Annotated in this window: 4 protein-coding genes; all 4 read left to right on the forward strand. The window is 72.3% G+C overall.

Annotated features, from left to right (window positions below):
- Nucleotides 1-284, forward strand: a 284-nt coding sequence (locus I59_RS18860; RefSeq protein ID WP_042726361.1) for a potassium-transporting ATPase subunit KdpA, incomplete at its 5' end; no start/stop codon positions are given.
- A gap of 29 nt (nucleotides 285-313) precedes the next feature.
- Nucleotides 314-2407, forward strand: a complete 2094-nt coding sequence (gene kdpB, locus I59_RS01585) for a potassium-transporting ATPase subunit KdpB (RefSeq protein WP_031272387.1) — start codon at nucleotides 314-316, stop codon at nucleotides 2405-2407.
- Between the two features lie 2 nt (nucleotides 2408-2409).
- The gene (kdpC, locus tag I59_RS01590; RefSeq protein WP_031272388.1) at nucleotides 2410-3012 is read left to right on the forward strand and encodes a potassium-transporting ATPase subunit KdpC; all 603 of its coding nucleotides are present in this window, start codon (nucleotides 2410-2412) and stop codon (nucleotides 3010-3012) included.
- A gap of 142 nt (nucleotides 3013-3154) precedes the next feature.
- Nucleotides 3155-5349, forward strand: a 2195-nt coding sequence (locus tag I59_RS01595; RefSeq protein ID WP_022902379.1) for a DUF4118 domain-containing protein, incomplete at its 3' end; no start/stop codon positions are given.

Below are 5349 nucleotides of genomic sequence, written 5' to 3' on the forward strand. Positions count from 1 at the left end.
CGACACACGGCTCGGCGTTCGGCGGCCTCACCGCGAACACCACCTGGATGAACTCGTCGCTCGGCGTCGTGATGCTCCTCGGACGCTTCGTCCCGATGGTCCTCGTCCTGGCGCTCGCCGGGTCGCTCGCCCAGCAGGACAAGGTGCCCGCGACCTCGGGCACGCTCCCGACCCACCGGCCGCTGTTCATCGGCCTCCTCGGTGGCGTCGCGGTGATCGTCACCGCCCTCACCTACTTCCCGGTCCTCGCACTGGGACCCCTCGCAGAAGCGCTCGCACGATGAACGCGCCGTCGACGTCCAAGGACACCACCATGACCACCGCGACCTCCGCTCCGGAGGCGACCACCGCCTCCAGGCAGGCGACCTCGTCCGCCTTCGGGCCCCGCCAACTGGCGGCGGGCCTCCCGGGCGCCCTCCGCAAGCTCGATCCGCGCCTCATGTGGCGCAACCCCGTCATGTTCATCGTGGAGGTCGGCGCTGCCCTGACCACCGTCTCGCTGTTCGTCGAGCCGTCCGCCTTCACCATCGCGATCGCCGTCTGGCTGTGGCTGACCGTCGTCTTCGCGAACCTCGCCGAGTCCGTGGCCGAAGGCCGCGGCAAGGCGCAGGCCGACACCCTGCGCAAGACGCGGTCGACCACGAGCGCCCGCCGGGTGCTCCGCTACGACCAGTCCGACCCGGCGGCCACCGGCAACGAGACCGAGGAGGTCGCGTCGGTGGACCTCGCCAAGGGCGACGTCGTCGTGGTCGTGGCCGGTGAGGTGATCCCCGGCGACGGGGACGTCGTGGACGGCATCGCGTCCGTCGACGAGTCCGCGGTGACGGGCGAGTCCGCGCCGGTCATCCGGGAGTCCGGCGGCGACCGCAGCGCCGTCACGGGCGGCACGCGGGTGCTGTCCGACCGGATCGTCGTGCGCATCACGTCGACCCCGGGCGAGACCTTCATCGACCGGATGATCCGGCTCGTCGAGGGCGCCGCCCGCCAGAAGACGCCGAACGAGATCGCGCTGAACATCCTGCTCGCCTCGCTGTCGATCGTGTTCGTGATCGTCTGCCTCACCATGCAGCCCATCGCGGGCCTCGTCGGTGCGACCGTGAGCATCCCGGTGCTCATCGCCCTGCTCGTCTGCCTCATCCCGACCACGATCGGTGCGCTCCTCTCCGCGATCGGCATCGCCGGCATGGACCGCCTCGTGCAGCACAACGTCCTCGCGATGTCCGGTCGAGCGGTCGAGGCGGCGGGCGACATCACCACCCTGCTGCTCGACAAGACCGGCACGATCACGTACGGCAACCGTCGGGCGTCCCGTGTCGTGCCGGTGCCGGGCGTGACCGAAGCCGAGCTGATGGAGGCCGCCGCGCTGTCGAGCGCCGCCGACAGCACCCCCGAGGGCCGCTCCATCGTCGACCTGGCCGCCGAGGCCGGGATCGGCGCCGGGCTGCCCGTCGGAGCGGTCGAGGTGCCGTTCACCGCACAGACCCGCATGTCCGGGCTCGACCTCACCGACGGGACCGAGGTCCGGAAGGGTGCCGCGGCCGCGGTGCTCGCGTGGGCCGGGGCAGCCGACCCGGCCGTCACCGCCGCGATCGACGCCACCGTGGCCGAGGTCTCCGACCAGGGCGGCACCCCGCTCGTCGTCGCCCGTCGCGCGCCCGGCGGTGCCGTCGACCTGCTGGGTGTCGTGCACCTCAAGGACGTCGTGAAGGACGGGATGTCCGCACGCTTCGCGCAGCTGCGGGAGATGGGCATCCGGACGGTGATGATCACGGGCGACAACCCGCGCACCGCGAAGGCCATCGCGGCCGAGGCCGGCGTCGACGACTTCCTCGCCGAGGCCACCCCGGAGGACAAGCTCGCCCTCATCCGCAAGGAGCAGGAGGGCGGCAACCTCGTCGCGATGACCGGTGACGGTACGAACGACGCCCCGGCCCTGGCCCAGGCGGACGTCGGCGTCGCGATGAACACCGGCACCACTGCGGCGAAGGAGGCGGGCAACATGGTCGACCTCGACTCCGACCCGACCAAGCTCATCGACGTCGTCCGGATCGGCAAGCAGCTGCTCATCACCCGCGGCGCGCTCACCACGTTCTCGATCGCCAACGACGTCGCGAAGTACTTCGCGATCATCCCGGCCATGTTCCAGCTTGCGTTCCCGGGGCTCGCGGCGCTCAACGTGATGGGGCTGCACAGCCCGTCGTCCGCGATCCTGTCCGCCGTCGTCTTCAACGCGCTCGTCATCGTGGCGCTCATCCCGCTGTCGCTGCGCGGCGTCAAGTACCGCGCAGCGTCGGCATCGTCGATCCTCGGCCGCAACCTGCTCCTCTACGGCGTCGGCGGCGTGGTCGTCCCCTTCATCGGCATCAAGCTGATCGACCTCGTGGTCGGTCTCATCCCGGGGTTCTAGTCATGGCATCAGCACGTTCCACCTTCCGTTCGACGGGTGTGGCCATCCGCCTCACCCTCCTCAGCACCGTGGTGCTCGGCATCGCCTACCCCCTCGCCGTCTGGGGCGTCGGGCAAGCCGCCTTCCACGACCAGGCCAACGGCTCGATGGTCACCGACTCGTCGGGGAAGGTCGTCGGGTCGTCCCTGATCGGGCAGTCCTTCGACGGGTCGTCCGCTGCCCGCTGGTTCCAGTCCCGGCCGAGCGCCGCGGGGGAGAAGGGCTACGACGCGAACGCGTCCAGTGGCTCGAACCTCGGCCCGAACAACCCCGACCTGGTGAAGGCCATCCGGGAGCGCCAGCAGGCGATCGCGAAGGCCGACGGGGTGCCCGCCAGCCAGGTCCCCGCCGACGCCGTCACCGCCTCGGGCTCCGGCCTCGACCCGGACATCAGCCCGGAGTACGCGCTCCAGCAGGTGTCCCGCGTCGCGTCGGCTCGAGGGATGTCCGAGTCGGCCGTCCGGACGCTCGTCGACGAGCACACCGAGGCCCGCCAGCTCGGGTTCCTCGGCGAGCCCGTGGTGAACGTCCTCGAGCTGAACCTCGCGCTGGCGAAGGCCTCCTGACGGTGGTGCCGATCGCTTCCGCACAACCGAAGTCACCTCCAACCGCGCCGAACCGTGGCGCGAACCGACTTCGGTGGTGCGAGGAGCATCGGCGCCGCCCCGTCCACCACCACCGCGACGACCGACGCGAGAGGATGAGCACGTGAAGCGAGGCAAGCTGCGGGTCCTGCTCGGCGCGGCACCCGGCGTGGGCAAGACCTACACGATGCTCGAAGAGGGGCACCGGATGGCCGCCGAGGGCCGGGACGTCGTGGTCGCAGTCGTCGAGACCCACGAGCGCGCCGCCACCGCCGCCCTCGTCGACGGTCTCGAGGTCGTGCCCCGCCGCGTCGTCGAGCACCGCGGGGTGCAGCTCGACGACATGGACCTCGACGCCGTCCTCGCCCGCCGGCCCGACGTCGCCCTCGTCGACGAGCTCGCCCACACGAACGCTCCCGACGGGCGCCACGAGAAGCGGTGGCAGGACGTCGAGGAACTGCTCGCCGCCGGGATCTCCGTCGTCAGCACCGTGAACGTCCAGCACATGCAGTCCCTCGGCGACGTCGTCCGCGAGATCACCGGCACCGTGCAGCGGGAGACCGTCCCGGACGCCGTCGTGCGCGCCGCCGACCAGATCGAGGTCGTCGACCTGTCCCCGGCGGCCCTCCGCGACCGGCTCTCCGACGGCCTCGTGTACCCGGCGGCGCGGATCGACGCGGCACTCTCGAACTACTTCCGCCTCGGCAACCTGACCGCCCTCCGGGAGATCGCGCTGCTGTGGCTCGCGGACGAGGTCGACGACGCGCTCCGCGCCTACCGCGCCGAGCACGGCATCGACCACCGTTGGGAGGCACGGGAACGGGTCCTCGTCGCCCTCACCGGCGGCCCCGAGGGCGAGACGCTGCTCCGTCGCGGCGCACGCATCGCCGCCCGCAGCGCCGGCGGCGAGCTGGCGGCCGTCCACGTGACGACGAACGACGGCCTCCGCGAGCGGCACCCGGGTGCACTCGGCAAGCAGCGGACCCTGCTCGAACAGCTCGGCGGGACGTACCACCAGGTCGTGGGCGACGACGTGCCGACGACCCTCGTGCGCTTCGCGAAGTCGATCGACGCCACCCAGATCGTCATCGGCGTCAGCCGTCGCAGCCGTGTGGCCGCTGCGATCACGGGTCCGGGCATCGGCAACACGGTGATCCGCGAGTCGGGCGACATCGACGTGCACGTCGTCACGCACGAGCGGGCCGGCGGCGGGTTCGCCCTGCCGCGGCTCGGGGGCAGCCTGTCCCGCGGCCGCATCGTCGCCGCGTTCGTACTGTCGCTCGTGGCCGGCCCGCTGCTCACCTGGCTGCTGTCGCTCGGCAAGGACCCGGACGCCATCACGGTCGACGTGCTCGCGTACCAGCTGCTCGTGCTCGTCGTGGCGCTCGTCGGCGGCATGTGGCCCGCCGTGTTCGCCGCCGTCCTCTCCGGTCTGAGCCTCGACTTCTTCTTCGTGCAACCCCTCTACATGGTCACCGTCCAGCAGCCGTGGCACCTCGTGGCGCTCGTCATGTACGTCGTGAGCGCCGTGCTCGTCAGCTTCGTGGTGGACCGGTCGGCGCGGCGCTCCCGTGCGGCACGCCGTGCCGCCGCCGAGTCGGGCCTGCTCGTCGGCATCGCCGGGAGTGTCCTCCGCGGCGACGACGCGCTCCAGGCGCTGCTCGACCGGACGCGCGAGGCGTTCGGCTTCGCGGGCGTCCGGATCCGGCAGGGCGACGACGTCCCGGCCACGTCGGGGACGTTCGGCGACGCGCCGGACGCGGCCACGACCCTCCCGTCCGGTGCCGTGCTCGAGTTCGCTGGCGCACCCGACGACCCGACCCAGCGCCGCCTGCTGCGCGTCGTCGAGCAGCAGCTCGACGCCGCCGTGGAGCACCGCGAACTCACCCGCACCGCCGTCGACGCGGAGCGGATCGCCGCGGCGGACCGCGTCCGCAGCGCGATCCTCGCGGCCGTCGGCCACGACGTGCGGCGGCCGATCGCGGCGGCCTCCGCGGCCGTGCAGACCCTCCGCGCCGGCGACATCACGCTCTCCGAGCCCGACCGGGAGGCACTGCTCGCCACCGCCGACGAGAGCCTCGGCCACCTGGCGGTGCTGTTGGCCGACCTGCTCGACGTCAGTCGCGTGCAGGCGGGGGTGCTCGCCGCGCGCCCGGTCCCGACCGCACTGGAGACGGTCGTCGCACCGGCACTCGACGAGCTCGAACTCGGCCCCGAGGACGTCGACCTCGACCTGCCCGCCGACCTGCCGCCCGTCCTCGCCGAACCCGTGCTGCTCCAGCGCGTCGTCGTGAACCTGCTCGCGAACGCCAGCCGCTA

Source organism: Curtobacterium sp. B8 (assembly GCF_000333315.1).
Classification (GTDB): Bacteria; Actinomycetota; Actinomycetes; order Actinomycetales; family Microbacteriaceae; genus Curtobacterium; species Curtobacterium luteum.